This is a genomic window from Bacillus cereus group sp. MYBK245-2 (assembly GCF_051916145.1).
Classification (GTDB): Bacteria; Bacillota; Bacilli; order Bacillales; family Bacillaceae_G; genus Bacillus_A; species Bacillus_A pacificus.
This window is the reverse complement of sequence record NZ_JBQAGB010000001.1, coordinates 337,925-362,485: the sequence shown is the minus strand read 5'-3', so window position 1 is coordinate 362,485 and position 24,561 is coordinate 337,925. Positions and strand designations below refer to the sequence as shown.

Here is a 24,561-nt window from a genome sequence, read left to right as displayed (position 1 = left end):
TCAGGTGACTCGCCCTAGTTTCCAAGTGATGAAAAAATATGTGAGTAACATGTAGGAGGAACTTTTGAAATGGAATTATTAGCAAAAACAAGAAAATTAAATGCGTTATTACAGAGCGCAGCAGGAAAGCCTGTAAACTTTAGAGAAATGTCTGACACAATGTGTGAAGTAATCGAAGCGAACGTATTCGTAGTAAGCCGTCGTGGTAAATTACTAGGTTATGCAATTCACCAACAAATCGAGAATGAGCGTATGAAACAAATGCTTGCAGAGCGTCAATTCCCAGAAGAGTATACACAAAGCTTATTCAACATTACAGAAACATCTTCAAACTTAGATGTAAACAGTGCTTACACAGCATTCCCAGTAGAAAATAAAGAATTATTTGGTCAAGGCTTAACTACAATCGTACCGATCGTTGGTGGCGGTGAGCGTCTAGGTACATTAGTTTTAGCTCGTCTTGGTCAAGAGTTCTTAGATGATGATTTAATTCTTGCTGAGTACAGCTCAACTGTTGTAGGTATGGAAATTTTACGTGAAAAAGCAGAAGAAATTGAAGAAGAAGCGCGTAGCAAAGCTGTTGTTCAAATGGCGATCAGCTCATTATCTTACAGTGAGTTAGAAGCAATCGAGCACATCTTCGAAGAATTAAACGGAACAGAAGGTTTACTTGTTGCAAGTAAAATTGCTGACCGTGTAGGAATCACTCGTTCGGTAATCGTAAATGCACTTCGTAAATTAGAAAGTGCTGGTGTAATTGAGTCACGTTCTTTAGGTATGAAAGGAACATACATTAAAGTATTAAACGACAAATTCTTACATGAACTTGCTAAATTAAAAACAAACTAATTTATAAAACTCTTCTCATTTTTTGAGGAGAGTTTTTTTGTATAACAGATTGATGTTGTTCGTACATAGCGTCATAATCGCATTTTTTTGAAAAGCCATGAATTGCATTTCACTTTTTGCTTAAAAGAAATGCAGGTTGGTAATACTAGAATTCGAGTATGAACAAAGAAAGTTTTACATTGTTCGCATTTTCGACTTGATTGTAATATTTCAGTATGATATAGTAAGCAGTGGTGTCAGTACAAAGTACACACGTTTACTGATTTAAGTGTTGGTGCTACGTTTGTAGTTTCGCTTAGAGATGAAGTAAACGGAGGATATCAAAAACCATTTAGGAGGAACTATATTATGTCAGTAATTTCTATGAAGCAATTGCTTGAAGCTGGTGTTCATTTCGGACATCAAACTCGTCGTTGGAACCCAAAAATGAAGCGTTACATTTTCACAGAGCGTAACGGTATCTACATCATCGACTTACAAAAAACTGTGAAAAAAGTTGAGGAAGCTTTCAAAGTTATGCGTGACATCGCTGCTGAAGGCGGAGACATCTTATTCGTAGGTACTAAAAAACAAGCACAAGAAGCTATTAAAGAAGAAGCAACTCGTGCTGGTATGTACTTCGTTAACCAACGTTGGTTAGGTGGAACTTTAACTAACTTCCAAACAATCCAAAAGCGTATCAAGCGTCTTAAAGACATCGAAAGAATGCAAGAAGATGGTACTTTCGAAGTACTACCTAAGAAAGAAGTTGTTCAACTTAAAAAAGAGTTAGAGCGTCTTGAGAAATTCTTAGGCGGTATTAAAGATATGAAAGGTCTTCCAAGTGCATTATTCGTAGTAGACCCTCGTAAAGAGCGTATTGCAGTTGCTGAAGCACGCAAATTACACATTCCAATCATCGGTATCGTTGATACAAACTGTGATCCAGACGAAATCGATCACGTTATCCCAGCGAACGATGATGCAATTCGTGCTGTAAAACTTCTTACATCTAAAATGGCAGACGCGATCCTTGAAGCAAAACAAGGTGAAGAAACTGTTACTGCGTAACAAAGTTGGAAAGGTGATAAGGGGTTCGGCCTTTTATCACCTTTTTTAAGGTATAAACACCTTTATAAAAGGTATAAATACATATTTTAGGAGGATGAAAAGTATGGCAATCACTGCACAAATGGTAAAAGAATTACGTGAAAAAACTGGCGCAGGTATGATGGACTGCAAAAAAGCTTTAACAGAAACTAACGGCGACATGGAGAAGGCAATTGACTTCTTACGTGAAAAAGGTATCGCGAAAGCTGCTAAAAAAGCAGACCGCATCGCTGCTGAAGGTTTAACTTTCATCGAAACAAACGGTAACGACGGTTTAATCTTAGAATTAAACTCTGAAACTGATTTCGTTGCGAAAAACGAAGGTTTCCAAACATTAATTAAAGAATTAGCTGCTCACTTATTAGCTAAGAAACCTGCTAACGTTGAAGAAGCTATGGCTCAAACAATGGAAAACGGTAAAAAAGTTGAAGAGCACATCAACGAAGCAATCGCTAAAATTGGTGAAAAGCTTACACTTCGTCGTTTCGAAATCGTATCAAAAACTGATGCAGATGCATTCGGTGCTTACCTACACATGGGTGGACGCATTGGTGTTCTAACAGTTCTTGAAGGTTCTACTGATGAAGCGGCTGCTAAAGACGTAGCAATGCACATCGCTGCAGTTAACCCTAAATACATCGATCGTGATGCTGTAACAGCTGAAGAAGTTGAGCATGAGCGTCAAGTATTAACACAACAAGCATTAAACGAAGGCAAGCCTGAAAAAATCGTTGCAAAAATGGTTGAAGGCCGTCTAGGCAAATTCTTCGAAGAGATTTGCTTACTTGACCAAGCATTCGTTAAAAACCCTGATATGAAAGTTCGTCAATTCGTTGAGTCTAAAGGCGCAACATTAAAAGGATTCGTTCGCTACGCTGTTGGTGAAGGTATCGAAAAACGCGAAGACAACTTTGCTGAAGAAGTAATGAACCAAGTAAAAGGTAGTAACTAATACAGATTAGGGAACACATTGTGTTCCCTTTTTTAAAATAAAGATGTAAGCAATTGGAGGTTCATTATGAGTAAACCGAAATATAATCGTGTCGTTTTAAAGCTGAGTGGAGAAGCTTTAGCTGGCGAGCAAGGATTTGGAATCAACCCAGCTGTTATTAAGTCAGTTGCGGAACAAGTGAAAGAAATTGCAGAACTAGATGTAGAGGTTGCTGTTGTTGTTGGCGGCGGTAACATTTGGCGTGGGAAAATTGGAAGTGAGATGGGCATGGATCGTGCAGGAGCGGATTACATGGGCATGTTAGCGACAGTTATGAATTCATTAGCTCTTCAAGATAGCTTGGAGAACATCGGAATTCAAACTCGCGTACAAACTTCAATTGAAATGCGTCAAGTGGCAGAGCCTTACATTCGTCGTAAAGCAGTTCGTCACTTAGAGAAAAAACGTGTTGTTATCTTCGCGGCAGGTACTGGTAACCCATACTTCTCTACAGATACAACGGCAGCATTACGTGCGGCGGAAATTGAAGCTGACGTAATTTTAATGGCGAAAAACAATGTGGATGGCGTATATAATGCAGATCCATCTATTGACCCAACAGCTACGAAATACGAAACACTTACTTACTTAGATGTATTAAAAGAAGGTTTAGGTGTAATGGATTCTACAGCTTCTTCTCTATGTATGGATAATGATATTCCATTAATTGTATTCTCAGTTATGGAAAAAGGGAATATTAAACGTGCCGTGTTAGGCGAAAATATCGGAACAGTTGTAAGGGGGAAATAAATATGGGACAACAAGTATTGAAGTCTGCAAATGAAAAAATGGAAAAAGCGGTTGCTGCTTATTCACGCGAATTAGCAACAGTTCGCGCTGGTCGTGCAAACGCGTCTGTATTAGATAAAGTACAAGTTGATTACTATGGTGCACCAACACCAGTTGTGCAATTAGCGAACATTACAGTTCCAGAAGCACGTTTACTTGTAATTCAACCGTATGATAAAACTTCTATCGGTGATATCGAAAAAGCAATTTTAAAAGCAGATTTAGGCTTAAACCCTTCTAATGATGGAACTGTAATTCGTATTGCATTCCCTGCATTAACAGAAGAGCGTCGTCGTGATCTTGTAAAAGTTGTGAAAAAATATGCTGAAGAAGCAAAAGTTGCTGTTCGTAACGTACGTCGTGACGGTAACGATGATCTTAAGAAGCTTGAAAAAGCTGGCGAGATTACAGAAGACGATTTAAGAGGATATACTGAAGATATCCAAAAAGAAACAGATAAATATATTGCAAAAGTTGACGAAATCGCAAAAAACAAAGAAAAAGAAATCATGGAAGTGTAATAGCGATACTTTCGCAAATATGACCCTCTTCTTAAGGGGGTCTTTTTACACTTTTAGGCATACGTCTGCTTGTTGGAGGGTATGAATGATGTTTAAAAACTTTCCTTTTTTTAAAGGTAAAAAGGACACATCGTTTGATCATCTCGTTGAAGAAGTGAAAAAAGGATACATCCCAGAACATATTGCCATCATTATGGATGGTAATGGAAGGTGGGCAAAGAGGAGAGCGATGCCTCGTATTGCGGGACATCATGAAGGCATGCAAGTTGTAAAGAAAATCACAAAATTTGCAAGCAAACTTAATGTGAAAGTATTAACTCTTTATGCTTTTTCAACTGAGAACTGGAAAAGACCGAAAAAGGAAGTTGATTATTTAATGAAGCTTCCAGAAGAATTTTTAGGTACATTTTTACCAGAATTGATTGAAGAGAACGTACAAGTCCGTGTAATAGGGCAACAAGATCGTCTTCCTACGCATACACGCAGAGCGATGGAGAAGGCCATGGAAGAGACGAAAGAGAATACGGGATTAATTCTGAATTTCGCGTTAAACTATGGAAGTCGAGATGAAATCGTTTCTGCTGTGCAACATATGATGAAAGATCGTGAGGAAGGAAAAGTTCGTGTTGAAGATGTAAGCGAAGAAATGCTTTCTTCCTACTTAATGACGAGTTCTTTACCTGACCCAGAGTTGTTAATCCGTACGAGCGGAGAGCTACGTATTAGTAATTTCATGTTATGGCAAATTGCATATTCGGAATTTTGGTTTACAGATGTGTATTGGCCAGATTTTACCGAGGAACATTTGCTAAATGCGATTACAGACTTTCAGCATAGAGGGCGCAGATTCGGAGGCGTGTAGAAAGAGAGGGTTTGGTAGTGAAACAGAGAATTATTACTGGAGTGGTTGCTGCCGCGCTATTCATTCCCATCGTAATTTACGGTGGCGTGCCTTTTACGGTTTTAGTGTATGCACTTGCTTCTATAGGTTTATATGAATTAATTCGTATGAATAAGCTTACGCTTATTTCAGTACCAACAGTTTTAGCTGCAGTATTATTATGGATTATTTTAGTTCCAAGTAGTGCATCAGAACTGTTTACTTGGATTGGATTAGGTAAATTAGAAATCACATTTGTGATTGTTCTATTACTTTTATCATATACAGTCCTTTCTAAGAATACATTTACTTTTGACAATGCTTCATTTTTACTAATGGCAACAACATATGTTGCAATGGGATTCTTATATTTGAATGAAACGAGAATTTTAGGAATTAAATATGTGTTTTGCGCATTATTTGTTATATGGGCTACTGATTCAGGCGCATATTTTGTAGGAAAAGCATTAGGAAAAAGAAAGTTATGGCCAGAAATTAGTCCAAATAAAACGATTGAAGGTTCATTAGGCGGCATCGTTTGTGGAATTATTGTAGCGCTTGTTTACAACATGTTTTTCCCAGTGGAATCGAATGTAGTAATTTTAATTGTGCTGACAATTATCATTTCTATTTTTGGACAAATTGGTGATTTAGTACAATCTGCATTTAAACGTCATTATGGCGTAAAAGATTCAGGTACAATTTTACCTGGACATGGTGGTATATTAGATCGAACAGATAGTTGGTTATTCGTTTTACCAATTCTCTACTTCTTATTACAATACAATTAATAAATGAACGAGGGGTTGGAGTCATGAAAAACATTAGTTTATTAGGTGCAAGCGGATCAATTGGTACACAAACTTTAGATGTATTACGCTCGCACCCAGACCAATTCCGTCTCGTTGCTTTTTCTGTAGGGAAAAATATTGACTACGCAGTAAAAGTCATTCAAGAATTTTCTCCGCAAATTGTCTCTGTGCAAAGAGAGGAAGATGTTTTAAAATTACAAGCTGTCTCTGGTAATACAAAAATTGTATATGGTAGTGAAGGACTTTTAGAAGTAGCATTACATCCAGATGCGGAGATCGTAGTAAATGCTGTTGTAGGTAGCGTAGGGTTGTTACCAACACTTCGTGCAATTGAGGCGAAAAAAACAATTGGAATTGCAAACAAAGAAACGTTAGTAACTGCAGGGCATCTTGTAATGGAAGCAGCGCGAAAACATAATGTTTCGTTACTTCCAGTAGACAGTGAACATTCAGCTATTTTTCAATGCTTGAATGGTGAAAATGAAAAAAGAATTTCTCGACTAATTATAACGGCTTCTGGTGGAAGTTTCCGTGATAAAACGAGAGATGAATTGCATCATGTGACCGTAGAAGATGCGCTTCGACATCCAAACTGGTCAATGGGTTCGAAAATTACAATTGATTCTGCTACAATGATGAATAAGGGGCTAGAAGTAATTGAAGCACATTGGCTTTTTGGTATCCCTTACGAGCAAATCGATGTTGTTTTACATAAAGAAAGTATTATTCATTCTATGGTTGAATTTGAAGATCGTAGTGTGATGGCACAGCTTGGCTCACCTGATATGCGAGTACCAATTCAATACGCACTTACATATCCTGATCGATTGCCTCTTTCAGACACAAAGCAGTTAAATTTATGGGAAATGGGTACATTGCATTTTGAGAAAATGAACCAAGAACGTTTCCGTTGCTTGCGCTTTGCGTATGAAGCTGGAAAAACAGGTGGAAGTATGCCGGCTGTAATGAATGCAGCGAATGAAGTAGCTGTTGAAGCTTTTTTACAAAAGAGAATTGGTTTCTTAACAGTGGAAGACCTCATTGAAAAAGCAATGAACCATCACAATGTCATTGCACGTCCGAGCTTAGAGGAAATTCTGGAAATTGATGCAACCACAAGACGGTTTGTGATGGAACAAATTTAGCAAAGGTGGTATGGAATTGAATACAGCGATTGCCTTTATATTAATTTTCGGTGCACTCGTATTTTTCCATGAGCTAGGGCATCTATATTTCGCAAAAAGAGCAGGTATTTTATGCCGTGAGTTTGCGATTGGTTTTGGTCCGAAAATATTCTCATTTGAAAAGAATGAAACGGTGTATACGATTCGATTATTGCCCCTTGGTGGCTATGTAAGAATGGCTGGCGAGGATGCAGATACAGTTGAGTTAAAGCCTGGGAAAAAGGTTGGCCTTGTATTAAACGAAAAAGACGAAGTTGTAAAATTAGTTTTTGATGGATATGAAAAGTATCCAAATGTTCGCGTGATTGAAGTGGAACAAGCTGATTTAGAGCATAATTTAACAATTTCGGGTTATGAAGAGTACGAGGAAGAGCTTCAAACATTCCGAGTGAATGAAAAGGCTCGTATTATTACTGCCGGTGAAGAAATTCAAATTGCTCCGTATAATAGACAGTTTGGCTCTAAGAAATTAGGTCAACGTGCTTTAACGATCTTTGCGGGTCCTGCAATGAACTTCATTTTAGCGTTTGTTATTTTTGTGATTCTTGGATTTGTACAAGGTGTTCCTGTTGACAAACCAATGGTCGGAAAAGTGATGGAGAATAGTGCGGCAGAGCAAGCTGGATTAAAAGAAAATGATACAATTCAAGCTATTGATGGGAAAAACACAAGTACATGGAAAGATGTTGTTACCATTGTACGTGAAAATCCGAATAAAGAAATTACGTTACAAGTAAAGCGTGATAGTGAACAGTTTAATGTGAAAGTAACGCCAACGCTTGATAAAGAAGGTAAAGAAGAAGTTGGTAGAATCGGTGTTTACTCTCCTGTAGAAAAAACAGTGATGGGTTCTATTAAATCAGGTTTTGAACAAACATACCAATGGACGAAACTAATTTTTGAGTCTCTTGTGAAATTAGTAACCGGCCAATTCTCTATTAATGAGTTGTCAGGTCCAGTAGGAATTTATAATCTAACAGATCAAGTTGTAGATTATGGATTTACGCGTGTATTAAGTTTAGCAGCCGTTTTAAGTATTAACCTTGGTTTATTTAACCTACTACCAGTTCCTGCTTTAGACGGTGGACGTTTGTTCTTCTTCTTAATTGAAGCGTTACGCGGGAAACCAATTGACCGTCAAAAAGAAGGAATGGTTCACTTTATTGGTTTTGCATTATTAATGTTACTTATGTTAGTAGTAACTTGGAATGACATTCGTAAGTTTTTCTTGTAAAATAAAGTGAAACTTATAATGAAATAGAGCTCGTAGAATAAAATCCCTCACCTAACTCGAGGTGAGGGGTTTTCCTGCGTATAAGAGTAAAATGAAGAGGTGCGAATAAATGAAACAAAGTATGGTATTTAGTCCTACATTACGTGAAGTTCCAGCTGATGCTGAAATTAAGAGTCATCAGTTATTACTTCGTGCAGGTTTTATGCGTCAAAATGCTTCTGGTATTTATAGCTTTTTACCATTTGGATTAAAAGTGCTACACAAAGTAGAACGAATCGTTCGAGAAGAAATGGAGCGCGCAGGTGCTGTAGAATTATTAATGCCAGCGATGCAAGCTGCAGAATTATGGCAAGAGTCAGGTCGTTGGTATTCTTACGGATCTGAATTAATGCGTATGAAAGATCGTAACGCTCGTGAATTTGCATTAGGAGCGACACATGAAGAAGTAATTACGGATCTTGTACGTGATGAAGTGAAATCATATAAAAAATTACCGTTAACATTATATCAAATTCAAACAAAATTCCGTGATGAACAAAGACCTCGTTTCGGTTTATTACGTGGAAGAGAGTTTCTAATGAAAGATGCATACTCTTTCCATGCTACACAAGAGAGCTTAGATGAAGTGTACGATCGCTTATACAAAGCATACTCTAACATTTTCGCTCGTTGTGGCTTGAATTTCCGTGCGGTTATTGCTGATTCAGGGGCAATGGGCGGAAAAGATACACATGAATTTATGGTATTATCTGATGTTGGTGAAGATACAATTGCATACTCTGATACATCTGATTATGCAGCGAACATCGAAATGGCTCCTGTTGTAGCTACGTATACGAAGAGTGACGAAGCAGAAAAAGCGCTTGAAAAAGTAGCGACACCAGACCAAAAAGCAATTGAAGAAGTATCTGCCTTCTTAAACATCGAAGCTGAAAAGTGCATTAAGTCTATGGTATTTAAAGTAGATGAGAAATTAGTAGTTGTACTTGTTCGTGGTGATCATGAAGTAAACGATGTAAAAGTGAAAAATGTATACGGTGCTTCCGTTGTTGAGCTTGCCTCTCATGAAGAAGTAAAAGAATTATTAAATTGTGAAGTTGGTTCATTAGGTCCAATTGGTGTAACAGGTGATATCGAAATTATTGCTGATCACGCTGTAGCATCAATTGTCAACGGATGTTCAGGAGCGAACGAAGAAGGGTTCCATTATGTAAATGTAAATCCAGAACGTGACTTTAAAGTAAGTCAATATACGGATTTACGATTCATTCAAGAAGGAGACCAATCTCCAGACGGAAACGGAACAATTCTTTTCGCACGCGGAATTGAAGTTGGTCATGTATTTAAATTAGGAACTCGTTATAGTGAAGCAATGAACGCAACATTCCTAGATGAAAACGGAAAAACACAACCACTTATTATGGGTTGTTACGGCATTGGTGTGTCTCGTACAGTGGCAGCAATTGCAGAGCAGTTTAATGATGAGAACGGTTTAGTTTGGCCAAAAGCTGTGGCGCCGTTCCATGTGCATGTAATTCCAGTAAATATGAAATCTGATGCACAACGTGAAATGGGTGAAAACATCTATAACTCATTACAAGAGCAAGGATATGAAGTATTACTAGATGATCGTGCAGAACGTGCAGGCGTTAAATTTGCTGATGCTGATTTATTCGGCCTTCCAGTTCGCGTGACAGTTGGTAAAAAAGCAGACGAAGGTATTGTAGAAGTGAAAGTACGTGCTACAGGTGAGTCTGAAGAAGTGAAAGTAGAAGAGCTTCAAACATATATTGCTAATATTTTAAAATAAGAAGAGGTACCTCGTAACGAGGTACCTTCTCTTTCTTTGTAAACGTATTTTGTAAAAGAAGAAGGGAGAAATCTTTCTTTGTAGTACGTTTCAATTTATAATAGCAAATGGAAGGAGAGTGCTTATGTCTTTAACAAATGAACAACAAGAGCGATTTCAAATTTTGCTCCAGCAGTTGCAAATACCAGAAGACCTTATAAATCAATATTTACAAGGCGGTGGCATTGAAAAGCTAGTTATTGATAAAGCGAATAAAAGTTGGCATTTTGATTTACAAGTACCGCGTATTTTGCCTACAGAATTATATGAATTGCTAGAAACAAAGCTTAAGCAATCATTTTCTCATATTGCAAGAACAACATTTGCATTAGAAACAGAGAACAAACAATTTACTGAAGAAGAAGTGAGGGCGTATTGGCCACTTTGTACAGAACGAATTACATTTTCACCTATGTTTGCTTATTTAAAGAAGCAGCTTCCGCAGGTCAATGGAGTGAAGTTACTTATAAATGTGAATAATGAGCTGGAATCTACTGCTTTAAAGAAAAACGTTGCGAAACCAGTAGGGGATCAATACGAGGCTTTTGGATTCCCGCGTTTCCAGTTAGACACACATATACAGCAAAATACAGAAGAAATGCAAAAGTTTCGTGAGCAAACGCAGCAAGAAGACCGCGAGCGTGTTATACAAGCTATGGAAGAAATGGCGAAGAAGCAAGCTGAAGAAAGCAGCGTTGTGCATGAAGGGCCGATCACACTCGGGTATCTTATTAAGCCAGATGAAGAGATTACACCAATGCGAGAAATTCAAGATGAAGAAAGAAGAAAAACAGTTCAAGGATATGTCTTCCATGTGGAAACGAAAGAGCTTCGTAGTGGACGTACGTTATTAACTTTAAAAATAACGGATTATACAGATTCGATTATGATCAAAATGTTCTCACGTGATAAAGAAGATATTCCAATGCTACAATCCTTGAAAAAAGGAATGTGGGTGAAGGCTCGTGGTTCTGTTCAAAATGATACATTTGTTCGAGATTTAGTAATGATTGCAAATGATATTAATGAAATAACAGGACCGTCTCGTAAAGATAAAGCCCCAGAAGGCGAAAAACGAGTAGAGCTCCATCTTCACACGCCAATGAGTCAAATGGATGCTGTTACTCCAGTTTCTAAGCTTGTTGCTCAAGCAGGTAAATGGGGGCATGAGGCTATTGCCATTACAGACCACGCTGTTGCACAGTCATTCCCAGAAGCATATTCAGCTGGGAAAAAAGCCGGAATTAAAGTTATATATGGTGTGGAAGCAAACTTAGTGAATGACGGTGTACCAATAGCGTATAACGAAGCGCATCGTTTACTTGCAGAGGAAACGTATGTTGTTTTCGACGTTGAGACGACAGGTTTATCAGCTGTATATGATACAGTTATTGAGTTAGCTGCTGTAAAAGTAAAAGGCGGCGAAATTATTGACCGCTTTGAATCTTTTGCAAATCCGCATCAACCATTATCGGCAACGATCATTGAATTAACAGGTATTACAGATGATATGTTAACCGACGCACCAGAAGTGGACGAAGTGTTTAAAAAGTTTGAGGAATGGATGGGTGACCATACACTTGTTGCTCATAACGCAAGCTTCGATATGGGCTTTATTAACGTAGGATTTAAAAAAGCTGGTTTAGAAAAAACAAAAAATCCAGTAATAGATACGTTAGAGCTTGCACGATTCTTATTCCCAGAAATGAAAAATCACCGTTTAAATACGTTGTGTAAAAAGATGGATATCGAATTAACGCAACATCACCGTGCAATTTATGATACAGAAGCAACGGGATATTTACTTGTAAAAATGTTAAAAGAGGTAATTGAAAAAGGTTTTGAATATCACGATCAATTAAACGATAGTATGGGACAAGGGGATGCATATAAACGCGGGCGTCCAAGTCATATGACATTACTTGCTACATCGGATGTTGGATTGAAAAATTTATATAAACTTGTTTCATATTCTCATTTAAATTACTTTTACCGTGTACCACGAGTACCAAGATCACTATTAAAAAAGTATCGTGAAGGTATTTTAGTAGGAACGGCTTGTGATAAAGGTGAAGTGTTTGAGGCGATGATGCAAAAAGCTCCTGAAGAGGTAGAAGAAATTGCGCAGTTCTACGATTACATTGAAGTAATGCCACCAGAAGTGTTACGTCATTTAGTAGAGCGTGAACTCGTTCGAGATGAGGGACAATTAAAAACAATCATTTCTAACTTAGTAAAACTAGGTGAGACGTTAGATAAACCAGTTGTTGCTACCGGAAACGTACATTATTTAGATCCAGAAGATGCAATGTATCGTAAAATTTTAGTAAGTTCACAGGGTGGAGCGAATCCGTTAAACCGACATTCATTACCACCTGTACATTTCCGTACAACGGATGAAATGTTAGAGTGTTTCTCATTTTTAGGTGAAGACGTAGCGAAAGAAATTGTCGTAACGAATACACAAAAGATTGCATCATTAATTGGTGATGTTCATCCAGTAAAAGATGATCTATATACACCGAAAATTGAAGGTGCAGATGATGAAACGCGTGATATGAGTTATAAAATGGCGCGTAGCATTTATGGTGAAGAGTTACCTGAAATAGTAGAAGCCCGTTTAGAAAAAGAATTAAAAAGTATTATTGGTCATGGATTCGCCGTAATCTATTTAATTTCACATAAACTTGTGAAAAAATCATTAGTAGACGGATATCTAGTAGGTTCGCGTGGATCGGTAGGTTCATCATTCGTTGCAACGATGATGGAAATTACAGAAGTAAACCCATTACCACCACATTATGTATGTCCGAAGTGTAAGCAATCAGAATTCTTTAATGATGGTTCTGTAGGGTCTGGTTTCGACTTACCGGATAAAGAATGTCCTACATGTAATGTTCCATACGTAAAAGATGGACATGATATTCCGTTCGAAACGTTCCTTGGATTTAAAGGAGATAAGGTACCCGATATCGATTTGAATTTCTCCGGGGAATACCAACCACGTGCCCATAACTATACGAAAGTACTGTTCGGTGAAGATTATGTATATCGTGCAGGAACGATTGGTACAGTTGCGGAAAAAACTGCTTATGGATATGTAAAAGGTTATGCAAATGATCATAACTTAACGATTCGAAATGCAGAAATTGATCGCTTAGTAGCAGGATGTACCGGTGTAAAACGTACAACAGGACAGCATCCAGGTGGTATTATCGTTGTGCCAGATTACATGGACATTTTTGATTTCTCACCGATACAGTATCCGGCAGATTCAATAGGGGCTGAGTGGAGAACGACACACTTTGACTTCCACTCGATTCATGATAATTTATTGAAACTTGATATACTAGGACACGATGATCCGACAGTTATTCGTATGTTACAAGATTTAAGTGGTATTGATCCGAAAACAATCCCAACGGACGATCCAGAAGTAATGAAAATTTTCTCAGGGCCAGAATCGTTAGGCGTAACGGAAGAACAAATTAACTGTAAAACAGGTACACTTGGTATACCAGAGTTTGGTACGAAATTCGTAAGACAGATGTTAGAAGAGACGAAACCGACGACATTCTCAGAGTTAGTCCAAATTTCTGGATTATCACATGGTACGGACGTATGGCTAGGTAATGCAAACGAATTAATTTATAACGGTACATGTACGCTGAGTGAAGTTATCGGTTGTCGTGATGACATCATGGTATATTTAATCTATCAAGGTTTAGACCCATCATTAGCCTTCAAAATCATGGAGTCAGTACGTAAAGGTAAAGGTGTACCAGAAGAATGGGAAGAGGACATGAAAAATAATAATGTACCAGGTTGGTATATTGATTCATGTAAGAAGATTAAGTACATGTTCCCTAAAGCCCATGCGGCTGCATACGTACTTATGGCCGTGCGTATTGCATACTTTAAAGTACATTTCGCGCTTCTATTCTATGCGGCATACTTTACGGTTCGTGCAGATGACTTTGACGTAGAAGCGATGGCGAAAGGTTCAGCATCTATACGTGCAAGAATTGATGAAATTGCGCAAAAAGGTTTAGATGCATCGCCGAAAGAGAAGAGTTTATTAACGGTACTAGAAATGACACTTGAAATGTGTGAGCGTGGATACTCATTCCAAAAGGTTGATTTGTATCGTTCACATGCAACAGACTTTATTATTGATGGAGACTCATTAATTCCTCCATTTAATGCGGTACCTGGTCTTGGTACGAACGCAGCTTTAAGTATTGTGGAAGCTCGTAAAAATGGAGAATTCTTATCAAAGGAAGACTTGCAGCAGCGTAGTAAGGTTTCGAAAACAATTATTGAGTACTTAGATAGTCAAGGTTGTTTAGGTGATTTGCCGGATCAAAACCAGTTATCACTGTTCTAATAGGTAGGAAAAGTCTTTGCAAATCAACATTTGCTATGGTATACTATTAACCGAGATAACCATGTCATGTATATTGTGTGAAAAAAAGAGTGGGGAAACCCACTCTTTCGTGTTACTATCTACATTTTATTGATGTGGAGAGGTAAGAAATTTCTGTCGTATATACATATTTTGTTACAAGTTTTACTTCTTAAATTTGGTAATACTAAGACAGATATTCCCTGCTTAACGGCAGGGGCTTTTGTTAGCTAACGAGAAAGAATAAGATAGACCGTTCTATGGGCGGGGTCTTTTCTTGTAAATGGTACATGGCGGCAGGAAGGAGGCTGTTTATGGATAAGAAAGTCACAGAAGTTGTAGAAGCATTTGCGCAGCCAATCGTTGAAGAGTTAAATCTTGAACTTGTAGATGTAGAGTATGTGAAAGAAGGACAAGACTGGTTCTTACGCGTATTCATCGATTCTGAAAAGGGAGTCGACATTGAAGAATGCGGTGCGGTGAGTGAACGTTTAAGCGAAGCTTTAGATAAAGAGGATCCAATTCCTCATCTTTACTTTTTGGATGTGTCATCTCCTGGAGCAGAACGCCCATTAAAGAAAGAGAAAGACTTCCAGCAAGCGGTAGGAAAACAAGTGGCAATTAAAACATATGAGCCGATTGATGGTGAAAAGATGTTTGAAGGAAAAATGCTTTCCTACGATGGTACTACAATTACACTATTATTAACAATTAAAACACGTAAAAAAGAAATCCAAATTCCAATGGACAAAGTTGCAAATGCGCGACTTGCTGTTACGTTTTAGTTAGAAGGGGGATCTTCATGAGCACTGAGTTGTTAGATGCCTTGCTCGTATTAGAGTCAGAAAAAGGAATTAGTAAAGATATTATTATTGATGCGATTGAAGCAGCGTTAATCTCTGCTTATAAACGCAATTTTAACCAAGCACAAAACGTTCGTGTGAGCTTTAACCCACAAGTGGGAACAATCCAAGTTTTAGCACGTAAAGACGTTGTTGATAATGTGTTTGATCCACGTCTTGAAATTTCTGTTGAAGAAGCAAGACAAATTAATCCAAACTATCAAGATGGTGACGTACTAGAAATTGAGGTAACGCCAAAAGATTTCGGTCGTATTGCAGCACAAACTGCAAAACAAGTTGTAACACAACGAGTGCGTGAAGCAGAGCGTGGTGTTATTTACTCTGAGTTTAGTGATCGTGAAGAAGATATCATGGTTGGTATCGTACAACGTCAAGATGCTCGTTTCATCTATGTAAGCTTAGGGAAAGTAGAAGCTTTATTACCTGTAAGTGAGCAAATGCCGAACGAACAGTACAAACCACATGATCGTATTCGCGTATTCATTACGAAAGTAGAAAAAACAACAAAAGGACCACAAATTTACGTATCACGTACACATCCTGGTCTTTTAAAACGTTTATTCGAAATGGAAGTTCCTGAAATTTATGATGGAACGGTTGAAATTCGTTCTGTAGCACGTGAAGCAGGAGATCGTTCTAAAATCTCTGTACATGCAGAGAACATTGATGTGGATCCAGTAGGTTCTTGTGTAGGACCGAAAGGACAACGTGTACAACGCATTGTAGACGAACTAAAAGGTGAAAAGATTGACATCGTTCGCTGGTCAAATGATCCAGTAGAATATGTTGCCAATGCTTTAAGCCCATCACAAGTTGTTAAAGTGCTTGTAGATGAAGAAGAAAAAGCAACAACTGTTGTTGTTCCAGACCACCAACTGTCATTAGCTATCGGTAAACGTGGACAAAATGCACGTCTTGCAGCTAAATTAACAGGTTGGAAAATTGATATTAAGAGTGAGTCTGATGCGAAACAACTTGGAATTGTAACAGAAGAAGATAGCGTAGTCGCATTCGGATTCGATTCAGTTGAAGACGAAATCGAGTAGAGGTGATGAGTATGAGCAATCGAAAAGTTCCGTTACGAAAATGTGTTGCAACGCAAGAAATGAAATCAAAACGAGAGCTCGTTCGCATTGTTCGTTCCAAAGAGGGAGAAGTGTCTATTGATTTAACTGGAAAGAAATCAGGACGAGGTGCTTATTTATCAAAAGATAAAGAAAGCATTCTTCAAGCTCAAAAGAAAAATGTTTTGGAACATCATCTAAAAGCGAAAATCGACAGTTCTCTTTATGAAGAACTTCTTGAGCTTGTTGAGAAGGAGTCGAAATAAGTGTCCGATTGGAAATCGTTTTTAGGACTAGCAAACCGGGCTCGAAAAATTATTTCGGGTGAAGAACTCGTTTTAAAGGAAGTACGAAGTGGCAAAGCAAAACTTGTGTTGCTATCTGAAGATGCGTCAGTAAATACTACAAAGCGTATTACGGATAAAACGACGTACTACAACGTACCAATGAGAAAGGTCGAAAATCGACAACAATTAGGGCATGCGATTGGGAGAGATGAGCGAGTCGTTGTAGCTGTGTTAGATGAAGGCTTTGCGAAAAAGCTGCGTAGCATGCTCGATACAAATTACCGGGGGTGAAGGTATGAGTAAAATTCGAGTGCATGAATATGCGAAAAAACATAATATCTCAAGTAAAGATCTTATGACAAAACTAAAAGAAATGAATATCGAGGTTTCGAATCATATGACAATGTTAGACGATGAAGTAGTAAACAAATTAGATAATGAGTATCAAACTGAAAAACCTTCTGTTGCAGATGAGTTTGAAGTAGAAGAAAAAGTTGTTCGTAGTAAAAAGAACAGCAATAAGAAAAAGAAAAAAGGCAAAGGAAACGAAGATAAGCGTCAAGAGAACTTTGCTGGAAGACAACAAACACAAACTGTAGAAACACCAGATAAAATTACTTTCTCTGGAAGTCTTACAGTAGGTGATCTTGCTAAGAAATTAAGTAAAGAGCCATCTGAAATTATTAAAAAGCTCTTCATGCTTGGAATTATGGCAACAATTAACCAAGACTTAGATAAAGATACAATTGAGTTAATTGCTAACGACTACGGTATTGAAGTAGAAGAAGAAGTAATTGTAAGCGAAACTGAGTTTGAAACATTCATCGATGAGCAAGATGATGAAGAGAACTTAAAAGAGCGTCCAGCTGTAGTTACAATCATGGGACACGTTGACCATGGTAAAACAACATTGCTTGACTCTATCCGTAACTCTAAAGTAACTGCTGGTGAAGCGGGTGGAATTACTCAGCATATTGGTGCATACCAAGTTGAAGTAAATGACAAGAAAATTACATTCTTAGATACACCTGGTCACGCGGCGTTTACAACGATGCGTGCTCGCGGTGCACAAGTAACGGATATTACAATCCTTGTTGTTGCAGCTGATGACGGTGTTATGCCACAAACAGTTGAAGCAATTAACCATGCGAAAGCAGCAGGAGTACCAATTATTGTAGCTGTGAATAAAATGGATAAACCAGCTGCGAACCCTGATCGCGTAATGCAAGAACTAACAGAATATGAATTAGTTCCAGAAGCATGGGGCGGAGACACAATTTTCGTACCAATTTCTGCGATTCAAGGCGAAGGAATTGACAATTTACTAGAAATGATTCTTCTTGTAAGTGAAGTAGAAGAGTATAAAGCAAATCCAAACCGCTATGCAACTGGTACTGTAATTGAAGCCCAACTTGATAAAGGTAAAGGAACTATCGCGACATTACTTGTTCAAAACGGTACGCTTCGAGTAGGAGATCCAATCGTTGTTGGAACTACATTCGGTCGTGTTCGTGCAATGGTAAGTGATATTGGTCGTCGTGTAAAAGTTGCTGGTCCATCAACTCCTGTTGAAATTACAGGTTTAAACGAAGTACCACAAGCAGGAGATCGTTTCATGGCATTCGCTGATGAGAAGAAAGCTCGTCAAATCGGTGAATCACGTGCACAAGAAGCGCTACTTGCTCAACGTGGTGAGAAATCTAAATTAAGCCTTGAAGATTTATTCCAACAAATCCAAGAGGGCGATGTAAAAGAAATTAACTTAATTGTGAAAGCGGACGTACAAGGTTCTGTAGAAGCAATGGCAGCATCACTTCGTAAAATTGATGTTGAAGGTGTTAAAGTTAAAATTATCCATACAGGCGTAGGTGCGATTACAGAATCTGATATCATTTTAGCTTCTGCATCTAATGCGATTGTAATTGGATTTAACGTACGCCCAGATGTAAATGCGAAGCGTACAGCTGAATTAGAGAACGTTGATATTCGTTTACACCGCATTATTTATAAAGTAATCGAAGAGATCGAAGCAGCGATGCAAGGTATGCTAGATCCAGAATTTGAAGAAAAAGTAATCGGTCAAGCAGAAGTACGTCAAACGTTTAAAGTAACAAAAGTTGGAACAATCGCAGGTTGTTACGTAACAGATGGTAAAATTACACGTGATAGCGGCGTGCGTATTATCCGTGATGGTGTGGTAATCTATGAAGGTCAACTTGATACGTTAAAACGTTTCAAAGACGACGTAAAAGAAGTTGCTCAAAACTATGAGTGTGGTATTACAATTGAGAAATACAACGATCTTAAAGAAGGGGACATCATTGAAGCGTACATTATGGAAGAAGTGAAGCGATGATTATCGCTTCTCTCTCATTCGAGTGTATGATCTACGATGTGCATTCTTTAAAAGAGAAACGAGCAATTTTGCAACGGGTGTTAACTCGTGTGAAACAGCGTTATAACGTAGCTGTTTCAGAAGTAGGGCATCAAGATGTATGGCAACGTACAGAAATTGCGATTGTTTCCGTATCCTCAAATCGTGTTATTTGTGAAAAAGAAATGAATCGTGTACTTGAGTATATCGATTCATTTCCTGAAATTGAACGTACGATAACACAATTGGAATGGTATTGAATGAGGTGAAGAGTTATGAAATTACGTGCAAACCGTGTAGGCGAGCAAATGAAAAAAGAATTAGGCGACATCATCAGTCGTAAAATTAAAGATCCACGTGTCGGATTTGTTACTGTAACAGATGTACAAGTGAGTGGAGATTTACAAATTGCTACAGTATATATTTCTGTTTTAGGTGATGAAGAACAGAAAGAAAGTACATTAAAAGGTTTAGCGAAGGCAAAAGGCTTCATTCGTTCAGAAATTGGCCAACGTATTCGTCTTCGTAAAACGCCTGAAATTTCCTTTGAATTTGATGAATCTATCGGATATGGTCATCGAATTGATACACTTTTACATGAAATTAATAAAGAAGGTAAACGTGAAGAATAATGGATAGACATTTGTCTATCCATTTTTTCAATGTAAAATAAGTTTTAGGTAATGATTATGAAAGAATTACGATGAGGTGAACATATATGGAAGGTGTAGTATTATTACATAAGCCAAAAGGCATGACATCACACGATTGTGTATTTAAATTAAGAAAGATATTGCGTGAAAAACGAATTGGTCATACAGGAACATTAGATCCAGATGTAACAGGAGTATTGCCTATTTGTGTTGGACGAGCAACGAAGATTGCACAATTTTTAACAAGTGAAACGAAAACATATGAAGGTGAAGTAACATTAGGGTTTTCAACAACAACTGAAGATGCTTCAGGTGAAGTTGTGGAAACGAAACATGTAGATCGTGTTATTACTCGTAAAGAAGTGGAAGAGGTTCTTGCCGCATTAACAGGTACGATTGAGCAAATGCCTCCGATGTTTTCGGCTGTAAAAGTTAACGGGAAAAAATTATATGAATATGCAAGAGCAGGACAAGAGGTTGAACGTCCAGTTCGTACAATTACAATTCATGAATTTGTATTACTGGATGAACGTGAAGTGTTTGAAGGAGAAAATATTTCATTCCGTTTCCGTGTAACGTGTAGTAAAGGCACATATGTAAGAACATTAGCGGTAATGATTGGTGAAAAACTTGGTTTTCCATCACATATGTCTCACCTTGTAAGAACGGCTTCAGGTGAATTTGTATTAGAAGATTGCATATCATTTGAAGAAATTGAAGAAAACGTGCAAAATGGAACAGTAGAGTCTATCTTCATTTCAATTGATGAAGCGTTAAGTAAGTTCCCGAAAATGGTTGTAGATGAAAAGCAAGCAGAAAAAATAAAAAATGGTATGTTCTTAAAAAATGAATTGCAAATAACGGCGCCATTTATAACAGTGTTTGATAAAAACGATCGTTGCCTTGCAATTTATGAGCACCATCCAAAACACCCTGGTATGCTAAAGCCGATGAAAGTACTTGTGAATAATCAAGAACTAAAGCTATAATGAATTATTGGAAGGATTATTACAGAAAAAGGTGAATTCAAGCGTGAAACTTATTCATTTAACTCATCCACATGAACAAAATAAATTAGAATTACCACCTACTGTAATGGCATTAGGATTTTTTGATGGCATTCATTTAGGACATCAATGTGTGATTCGAACTGCGAAACAAATAGCGGATGAACGAGGATATAAAAGTGCAGTGATGACATTTTATCCGCATCCATCTGTTGTTTTAGGTAAAAAGGAAGCGCATGCGGAGTATATTACACCAATGTGTGATAAAGAAAAAATAGTCGAGAGTTTAGGAATCGATATATTATATGTTGTTAAATTCGATGAATCATTTGCAGGCTTATTGCCACAACAATTTGTAGATGATTATATTATTGGTTTAAATGTAAAACATGTAGTAGCAGGATTTGATTATTCATATGGACGTTTAGGAAAAGGAAAGATGGAGACTTTACCATTTCATGCAAGAGGGGAGTTTACACAGACTGTGATTGAAAAAGTTGAATTTCAAGAAGAGAAAGTAAGTTCTACGGCATTACGAAAGTTAATTCGAAATGGCGAAATGGAGCAAATTCCATCTATTTTAGGTAGAGCATATACAGTAGGAGGAACGGTTGTACACGGTGATAAACGTGGACGTCAAATTGGTTTCCCAACAGCTAATGTAGGTTTAAGTGATGAGTATCTATTACCACCTGTAGGTGTTTATGCAGTGAGATTAAAAGTTCACGATGAATGGTACGATGGTGTATGTAATATTGGATATAAACCAACCTTTAAAGAAGATGAGCGCCAACTATCTATTGAAGTGCACTTATTTGAATTTAACAAAGACATATATGATCAAAATGTTACAGTAGAGTGGCATATGCGTATAAGAGAAGAGAAGAAATTCAATGGCATCGATGAGTTAGTTGAACAAATCGCTAAAGATAAGAAAACAGCACAAGAATATTTTGCGAACGAAAAGAATATACTTGCTTTTTCAAATGAAAAGTAGTATTCTATGTTATGTACTTTATGACAACCATTGCTTGGCATTGCGACTCACCGACGCTTGCTAGGTAATCGGGGGTTTAATTAATAGGAGGTGAAATAGGATGGCTTTAACACAAGAGCGTAAAAATGAAATCATTGCACAATTTAGAACTCATGAGACTGATACTGGTTCTCCAGAGGTTCAAATTGCTGTCCTAACGGAGCAAATTAACACTCTAAACGAGCACTTACGTACTCACAAGAAAGATCATCATTCACGTCGTGGTCTATTAAAGATGGTTGGTAAACGTCGTAACTTACTAACTTACCTTCGTAATAGCGATATCACACGTTACCGTGAATTAATCACAAAGCTTGGCTTACGTCGATAGTCAAAGAAGCGGGAATATTCCCGCTTTTTTGTTAGGTAAAAATATATCTTCTACTCTTTATAGCTTACTTCATTTTCGGTAATACTAGAGGTAGAATATTGTGATATACTATCCATTTACATAGAAGAATTGAATACTTTAAATTGAGAGGGGTACTTAAATGAGTCAAGAAAAGCAAGTCTTCTCGATAGATTTAGCTGGTCGCCAGCTAACAGTTGAAACAGGTCAGCTTGCAAAGCAAGCGAACGGAGCAGTATTAGTAAGATATGGCGATACAGCGGTTCTATCTACAGCAACTGCATCAAAAGAAGCAAAAAATGTAGATTTCTTCCCACTTACAGTAAACTATGAAGAGCGTTTATATGCAGTCGGAAAAATTCCTGGCGGTTTCATTAAACGTGAAGGTCGTCCAAGTGAAAAAGCAATTTTGGCAAGTCGTTTAATCGACCGTCCAATTCGTCCACTTTTCGCAGATGGTTTCCGTAACGAAGTACAAGTTGTCAGCATCGTAATGAGTGTTGATCAAGATTGTTCTTCTGAAATGGCAGCTATGCTTGGTTCTTCATTAGCGTTATCGATTTCAGACATTCCATTTGAAGGTCCGATCGCGGGTGCAACAGTTGGTCGTATTAACGGCGAATTCGTTATCAACCCAACAGTAGAACAGCAAGAACAAAGTGATATTCACCTTGTTGTAGCTGGTACGAAAGATGCAATTAACATGGTTGAAGCAGGAGCAGATCAAGTGCCTGAGGAAACAATGTTAGAAGCAATTATGTTTGGGCATGACGAAATTAAACGTCTAATTGCATTCCAAGAAGAGATTGTACAAGCTGTAGGTAAAGAGAAATCAGAAGTGAAACTTTATGAAGTTGACGCTGATCTTAACCAATCTGTACGTGAAATGGCTGAGAAGGATATGCATTCTGCAATTCAAGTACATGAGAAACATGCACGTGAAGATGCAATTAACGAAGTGAAAAAGCGTGTAATTGAGCATTACGAAGCGCAAGAAGCTGATGCTGATACATTAGGACAAGTAAATGAGATTTTATATAAAATTGTAAAAGAAGAAGTACGTCGTCTTATTACAGTTGAGAAAATCCGCCCAGATGGCCGTAAAGGTGACGAAATCCGTCCATTAGCATCAGAGGTTGGCATTTTATCTCGTACACACGGTTCTGGTTTATTCACACGTGGACAAACACAAGCATTAAGTATTTGTACATTAGGCGCATTAGGCGATGTGCAAATTTTAGATGGCCTTGGTGTAGAAGAATCAAAACGCTTTATGCACCATTACAATTTCCCATCATTTAGTGTTGGTGAAACAAGACCAATGCGTGGACCAGGTCGTCGTGAAATTGGTCACGGTGCACTAGGAGAACGTGCTCTTGAGCCTGTAATTCCGTCTGAAAAAGATTTCCCATACACAGTCCGTCTTGTATCTGAAGTATTAGAATCAAATGGTTCTACTTCACAAGCGAGTATTTGTGGTAGTACTTTAGCAATGATGGATGCTGGTGTTCCACTTAAAGCTCCAGTTGCAGGTATTGCAATGGGCCTAGTTAAATCAGGTGAGCATTACACAATTTTAACTGATATTCAAGGTATGGAAGATCATTTAGGTGATATGGACTTTAAAGTAGCAGGTACAGCACACGGTGTAACTGCACTACAAATGGACATTAAAATCGATGGTCTATCTCGTGAAATTTTAGAAGAGGCATTACAACAAGCGAAAGTTGGTCGTATGCACATTCTAGATCATATGTTATCTGTAATTGCAGAGCCACGCACTGAATTATCAGCGTACGCTCCAAAGATTATTACAATGACAATTAACCCAGATAAAATCCGTGACGTTATCGGACCAAGCGGTAAACAAATCAATAAAATTATTGAAGAAACTGGCGTTAAAATTGACATCGAGCAAGATGGTACAGTATTCATTTCTTCAATAAATCAAGAAATGAACGACAAAGCTAAGAAAATTATCGAGGATATCGTTCGCGAAGTACAAGTAGGGGAAATCTACGAAGGAAAAGTGAAACGTGTTGAGAAATTCGGTGCTTTCGTTGAATTATTCAGCGGTAAAGATGGATTAGTTCACATTTCTGAACTTGCACTTGAGCGTGTAGGTAAAGTAGAAGACGTTGTGAAAATCGGTGATGTAATTACAGTTAAAGTTATCGAGATTGACAAGCAAGGTCGCGTGAATTTATCTAGAAAAGTATTGCTAAAAGAAGAGCAAGAAAAAGAAGCTGCTAAAGAAGAAAACAAACAAGAGCAGCAATAAGTAAAAGCCAGTTTAACTGGCTTTTTTTGTTATGTAAAAATATG

Annotated in this window: 22 protein-coding genes; all 22 read left to right on the top strand. The window is 37.8% G+C overall.

What is annotated here, in order from left to right:
* The first annotated feature begins 69 nt into the window (after positions 1-69).
* The gene (gene codY / locus ACTFRN_RS01785; protein ID WP_000421288.1) at positions 70-849 is read left to right on the top strand and encodes a GTP-sensing pleiotropic transcriptional regulator CodY; all 780 of its coding nucleotides are present in this window, start codon (positions 70-72) and stop codon (positions 847-849) included.
* 348 nt (positions 850-1,197) lie between these two features.
* A complete protein-coding gene (rpsB, locus tag ACTFRN_RS01780; protein WP_000111483.1) occupies positions 1,198-1,899 on the top strand; it encodes a 30S ribosomal protein S2 in 702 nt (233 codons plus the stop codon).
* A 103-nt stretch (positions 1,900-2,002) separates the two neighbouring features.
* Positions 2,003-2,890 (top strand): translation elongation factor Ts, encoded by an 888-nt coding sequence (gene tsf, locus ACTFRN_RS01775; RefSeq protein WP_001018580.1) that lies wholly within the window; start codon positions 2,003-2,005, stop codon positions 2,888-2,890.
* Between the two features lie 66 nt (positions 2,891-2,956).
* A complete protein-coding gene (pyrH, locus tag ACTFRN_RS01770) occupies positions 2,957-3,679 on the top strand; it encodes a UMP kinase (RefSeq protein WP_000042663.1) in 723 nt (240 codons plus the stop codon).
* Between the two features lie 2 nt (positions 3,680-3,681).
* Positions 3,682-4,239: a ribosome recycling factor gene (frr, locus tag ACTFRN_RS01765; protein ID WP_000531500.1), complete on the top strand. Its 558-nt coding sequence runs from the start codon at positions 3,682-3,684 to the stop codon at positions 4,237-4,239.
* Between the two features lie 85 nt (positions 4,240-4,324).
* Positions 4,325-5,101: an isoprenyl transferase gene (uppS, locus tag ACTFRN_RS01760; protein ID WP_000971300.1), complete on the top strand. Its 777-nt coding sequence runs from the start codon at positions 4,325-4,327 to the stop codon at positions 5,099-5,101.
* 17 nt (positions 5,102-5,118) lie between these two features.
* On the top strand, positions 5,119-5,910 hold the full coding sequence (cdsA, locus tag ACTFRN_RS01755) for a phosphatidate cytidylyltransferase (protein ID WP_000813586.1): 792 nt from the start codon (positions 5,119-5,121) through the stop codon (positions 5,908-5,910).
* A 23-nt stretch (positions 5,911-5,933) separates the two neighbouring features.
* Positions 5,934-7,076: a 1-deoxy-D-xylulose-5-phosphate reductoisomerase gene (dxr, locus tag ACTFRN_RS01750; protein WP_000790363.1), complete on the top strand. Its 1,143-nt coding sequence runs from the start codon at positions 5,934-5,936 to the stop codon at positions 7,074-7,076.
* Positions 7,077-7,092: 16 nt separating this feature from the next.
* Complete coding sequence (rseP, locus tag ACTFRN_RS01745; RefSeq protein ID WP_001090246.1) at positions 7,093-8,349, top strand: RIP metalloprotease RseP; 1,257 nt, start codon at positions 7,093-7,095, stop codon at positions 8,347-8,349.
* Between the two features lie 109 nt (positions 8,350-8,458).
* Positions 8,459-10,159 carry a proline--tRNA ligase gene (locus tag ACTFRN_RS01740; protein WP_000814305.1) on the top strand — a complete coding sequence of 567 codons (1,701 nt, stop codon included), beginning with the start codon at positions 8,459-8,461 and terminating at the stop codon, positions 10,157-10,159.
* A gap of 124 nt (positions 10,160-10,283) precedes the next feature.
* Positions 10,284-14,585 (top strand): PolC-type DNA polymerase III, encoded by a 4,302-nt coding sequence (locus ACTFRN_RS01735; protein ID WP_049113048.1) that lies wholly within the window; start codon positions 10,284-10,286, stop codon positions 14,583-14,585.
* 332 nt (positions 14,586-14,917) lie between these two features.
* A complete protein-coding gene (gene rimP / locus ACTFRN_RS01730; RefSeq protein WP_000359097.1) occupies positions 14,918-15,388 on the top strand; it encodes a ribosome maturation factor RimP in 471 nt (156 codons plus the stop codon).
* Positions 15,389-15,405: 17 nt separating this feature from the next.
* Positions 15,406-16,512 (top strand): transcription termination factor NusA, encoded by a 1,107-nt coding sequence (gene nusA / locus ACTFRN_RS01725; protein ID WP_000102609.1) that lies wholly within the window; start codon positions 15,406-15,408, stop codon positions 16,510-16,512.
* An 11-nt stretch (positions 16,513-16,523) separates the two neighbouring features.
* Complete coding sequence (gene rnpM / locus ACTFRN_RS01720) at positions 16,524-16,796, top strand: RNase P modulator RnpM (protein WP_000071128.1); 273 nt, start codon at positions 16,524-16,526, stop codon at positions 16,794-16,796.
* Positions 16,797-17,108, top strand: coding sequence for a YlxQ family RNA-binding protein (locus ACTFRN_RS01715; RefSeq protein WP_001286523.1), 312 nt, complete (start codon positions 16,797-16,799; stop codon positions 17,106-17,108). It abuts the gene before it with no gap.
* Positions 17,109-17,112: 4 nt separating this feature from the next.
* Entirely contained in the window at positions 17,113-19,173 is a 2,061-nt protein-coding gene (gene infB, locus ACTFRN_RS01710; RefSeq protein ID WP_000036345.1) for a translation initiation factor IF-2, read from the top strand.
* Entirely contained in the window at positions 19,170-19,451 is a 282-nt protein-coding gene (locus ACTFRN_RS01705) for a DUF503 domain-containing protein (protein ID WP_000582364.1), read from the top strand. Before infB ends, ACTFRN_RS01705 begins: the two co-directional genes overlap by 4 nt.
* Positions 19,452-19,466: 15 nt before the next feature.
* Complete coding sequence (gene rbfA / locus ACTFRN_RS01700) at positions 19,467-19,823, top strand: 30S ribosome-binding factor RbfA (RefSeq protein ID WP_000776443.1); 357 nt, start codon at positions 19,467-19,469, stop codon at positions 19,821-19,823.
* 86 nt (positions 19,824-19,909) lie between these two features.
* The gene (truB, locus tag ACTFRN_RS01695; RefSeq protein ID WP_000399343.1) at positions 19,910-20,833 is read left to right on the top strand and encodes a tRNA pseudouridine(55) synthase TruB; all 924 of its coding nucleotides are present in this window, start codon (positions 19,910-19,912) and stop codon (positions 20,831-20,833) included.
* A 43-nt stretch (positions 20,834-20,876) separates the two neighbouring features.
* Positions 20,877-21,848, top strand: coding sequence for a bifunctional riboflavin kinase/FAD synthetase (gene ribF, locus ACTFRN_RS01690; RefSeq protein WP_000766721.1), 972 nt, complete (start codon positions 20,877-20,879; stop codon positions 21,846-21,848).
* A gap of 100 nt (positions 21,849-21,948) precedes the next feature.
* Positions 21,949-22,218: a 30S ribosomal protein S15 gene (gene rpsO / locus ACTFRN_RS01685; protein WP_001229392.1), complete on the top strand. Its 270-nt coding sequence runs from the start codon at positions 21,949-21,951 to the stop codon at positions 22,216-22,218.
* A 160-nt stretch (positions 22,219-22,378) separates the two neighbouring features.
* The gene (gene pnp / locus ACTFRN_RS01680; protein ID WP_000076751.1) at positions 22,379-24,517 is read left to right on the top strand and encodes a polyribonucleotide nucleotidyltransferase; all 2,139 of its coding nucleotides are present in this window, start codon (positions 22,379-22,381) and stop codon (positions 24,515-24,517) included.
* The last annotated feature ends 44 nt before the right edge of the window (positions 24,518-24,561 follow it).

Coding starts and splice junctions, on each gene's coding strand:
- pnp (WP_000076751.1), top strand. CDS start 22,379: ATGAGTCAAGAAAAGCAAGTCTTCTCGATAGATTTAGCTGGTCGCCAG.
- ACTFRN_RS01735 (WP_049113048.1), top strand. CDS start 10,284: ATGTCTTTAACAAATGAACAACAAGAGCGATTTCAAATTTTGCTCCAG.
- ACTFRN_RS01705 (WP_000582364.1), top strand. CDS start 19,170: ATGATTATCGCTTCTCTCTCATTCGAGTGTATGATCTACGATGTGCAT.
- rnpM (WP_000071128.1), top strand. CDS start 16,524: ATGAGCAATCGAAAAGTTCCGTTACGAAAATGTGTTGCAACGCAAGAA.
- tsf (WP_001018580.1), top strand. CDS start 2,003: ATGGCAATCACTGCACAAATGGTAAAAGAATTACGTGAAAAAACTGGC.
- rpsO (WP_001229392.1), top strand. CDS start 21,949: ATGGCTTTAACACAAGAGCGTAAAAATGAAATCATTGCACAATTTAGA.
- dxr (WP_000790363.1), top strand. CDS start 5,934: ATGAAAAACATTAGTTTATTAGGTGCAAGCGGATCAATTGGTACACAA.
- pyrH (WP_000042663.1), top strand. CDS start 2,957: ATGAGTAAACCGAAATATAATCGTGTCGTTTTAAAGCTGAGTGGAGAA.
- codY (WP_000421288.1), top strand. CDS start 70: ATGGAATTATTAGCAAAAACAAGAAAATTAAATGCGTTATTACAGAGC.
- frr (WP_000531500.1), top strand. CDS start 3,682: ATGGGACAACAAGTATTGAAGTCTGCAAATGAAAAAATGGAAAAAGCG.
- truB (WP_000399343.1), top strand. CDS start 19,910: ATGGAAGGTGTAGTATTATTACATAAGCCAAAAGGCATGACATCACAC.
- rimP (WP_000359097.1), top strand. CDS start 14,918: ATGGATAAGAAAGTCACAGAAGTTGTAGAAGCATTTGCGCAGCCAATC.
- infB (WP_000036345.1), top strand. CDS start 17,113: ATGAGTAAAATTCGAGTGCATGAATATGCGAAAAAACATAATATCTCA.
- rbfA (WP_000776443.1), top strand. CDS start 19,467: ATGAAATTACGTGCAAACCGTGTAGGCGAGCAAATGAAAAAAGAATTA.
- uppS (WP_000971300.1), top strand. CDS start 4,325: ATGATGTTTAAAAACTTTCCTTTTTTTAAAGGTAAAAAGGACACATCG.
- ACTFRN_RS01740 (WP_000814305.1), top strand. CDS start 8,459: ATGAAACAAAGTATGGTATTTAGTCCTACATTACGTGAAGTTCCAGCT.
- nusA (WP_000102609.1), top strand. CDS start 15,406: ATGAGCACTGAGTTGTTAGATGCCTTGCTCGTATTAGAGTCAGAAAAA.
- rpsB (WP_000111483.1), top strand. CDS start 1,198: ATGTCAGTAATTTCTATGAAGCAATTGCTTGAAGCTGGTGTTCATTTC.